The sequence below is a fragment of the Kitasatospora sp. NPDC004240 genome (genome assembly GCF_053603215.1).
Map to the genome: position 1 here is coordinate 1 of NZ_JBSGFD010000421.1, position 2,213 is coordinate 2,213.

The window sequence follows — 2,213 nt, forward strand, 5'->3', positions numbered from 1 at the left end:
GGCGACGCTGGATCGGGCACGTCAGCCGGCACCCGGTGCCGTACGCGGTCGGCGCGGCGGGGCTGCTGCTGACGGCGACGCTGCCCGTGCTCGGCCTGCGCGTCGGCCTGCCCGACGACGGGTCGCTGCCTCAGAGCCGTACCGAGCGCCGCGCGTACGACCTCGTCGCCGAGGGGTTCGGCCCGGGCACCAACGGTCCCCTCGTCATCGCCGCGGACCCCGCCGGTGATCCGGGAGTGCTGGACCGACTCGTCGCGAAGGTCACGGCGGATCCGGGCATCGCATCCGTCGCGCCGGCGCACATCGATCGGGCCACCGGCATCGCGACCCTCGTGGTGTTCCCGACCACCGGCCCGCAGGAGAAGGCCACGGCCGACACCATCGCCCGGCTGCGCACCGAGGTGCTGCCCACGGCGACCGGGCACGGCACGGCCAGGGCCCACGTCGGCGGCGCCGCCGCGAGCCTGTCCGATGTGGGCCAACGCACCAGCCAACGCCTGCCGGTGTTCGTCGCCGCCGTGCTGGCGCTGTCGTTCCTGCTGCTGATGCTGGTCTTCCGCTCGGTACTCGTACCGCTCAAGGCGGTACTGCTGAACCTGCTGAGCATCGGCGCGGCCTACGGCATCATGGTCGCGGTCTTCCAGTGGGGCTGGGGAGGCGCACTCATCGGGCTGGAAGCGACGGTTCCGATCGTGTCGTTCATCCCGATGTTCCTCTTCGCCATCCTGTTCGGCCTGTCGATGGACTACGAGGTGTTCCTCCTCTCCCGCGTACGCGAGGAGTACCTGCGCACCGGCGACAACGGCACGGCGATCGTCGAGGGTGTCTCGGGCACCGCCCGGATCATCACCTCGGCCGCCCTCATCATGGTGGCGGTCTTCCTGTCCTTCGCCGTCGCCGAGGACCCCTCCGCCAAGATGTTCGGGCTCGGCCTGGCCACCGCGATCTTCATCGACGCCACGGTCGTACGCATGGTGCTGGTACCGGCGACCATGACACTCCTCGGCCGGGCCAACTGGTGGCTGCCGGGGTGGCTGGACCGGATACTCCCCCGAGGCCCGGTCGGCATCGACGCAGCCGACGACACCGACATGGAATCCACGGGCGAGGCCCCTCGTCCACGGCTGGTAGACCGTTGACTCGACCCCCTGCCCGCCCTTGGCGGCGGGGGTGCTGGGCCCGCGCTTCCCGGCTGTCATCGGCGAGCCAGGAGACAAATAGCCGCAAGAAGAAGTCAGAATCGCCGGCAAAATGTCAATCGGCGCCAATTTCTGGCAAATTAAGGCCAGCAACGAGGACGCGGCGGTCGTCCCTGCACTTCAACCTGCTGCTGAGCTGCCGAAACCGCCGTCCACAGTCAGGCCTCGAAGGATCTTCAGGCCACCCCACGCCAGGGATACCGCTTGGCGGAATAGGCCTGCTATCGTACTTTCAATGTCGCACTGCATTTGATGGACCGGATGTCGCCCGTCCCGGTTGAAGAAGTCATTCCGCATGACGAATGGCCCCGTCGAAGTGGTCCTGGCGGAGGCCGGCGGCTCCGAGGCCGAATACGCCTGAGGCCCGACCTGCACATTCACGCCGGAGGGCGGGTTGGCCGACCGCCCATCGACTCCCAGAGATAAGCAAGCCACTTGGGCAACCCCAGGAAACACGACCGCTGTCCCCCTGTCACCGCTTTCAACGCAGGGCCGGTTACGGGTGGCCCGCCCCGAGGGGGTTGCACGAGCAGCCTACGGACTTCGGAAATGACCGAACATCTTCGATCAAGGGAGATACCGTGGACAAGATCGGCAAGCACGAGTTCAGGTTCGTCCTTACCGGCGTCGAGCTGACCGAGGATCAGCAGGAGAGGATCAGTCGGGCGGTGGCTCAGGCCGGTGCGCTGGCACTGGGGGACCTCCTGCCGGAAAAGCCCATCGGTGTTCGGCTGGAGCGGAACACCTGGTGGTACGGCATTCCGCACAACGATCTGATGATCGCGCTTCGGCGCTTCGCTGCCGACCAGGTGCGGATCAAGAAATGAGCGCGGCCGGCGCCGGGGAGCCGCATCCACCGAGAGCCTGTCCGAGCGGTGTGTGCCACGAAGGCGCATCGATCATCGGTGTGATGACCGAACAGCGCCGCCTGGCCTACCTGCCGCTGCCACTGATCGTGGACGAGGCCTTCGCCGAGCGGCTCCAGGCCTCCGGGCAGCCTGAACGTCGCTACCG

Annotated in this window: 2 protein-coding genes; both read left to right on the forward strand. The window is 67.6% G+C overall.

The genetic code is table 11. From position 1 onward, the window contains the following. A partial coding sequence (locus tag ACWEQL_RS42210; RefSeq protein WP_452156897.1) for an MMPL family transporter occupies positions 1 to 1,139 on the forward strand: 1,139 nt, incomplete at its 5' end. A 641-nt stretch (positions 1,140 to 1,780) separates the two neighbouring features. After that, on the forward strand, positions 1,781 to 2,026 hold the full coding sequence (locus ACWEQL_RS42215) for a hypothetical protein (protein ID WP_452156899.1): 246 nt from the start codon (positions 1,781 to 1,783) through the stop codon (positions 2,024 to 2,026). Positions 2,027 to 2,213: the final 187 nt, after the last annotated feature.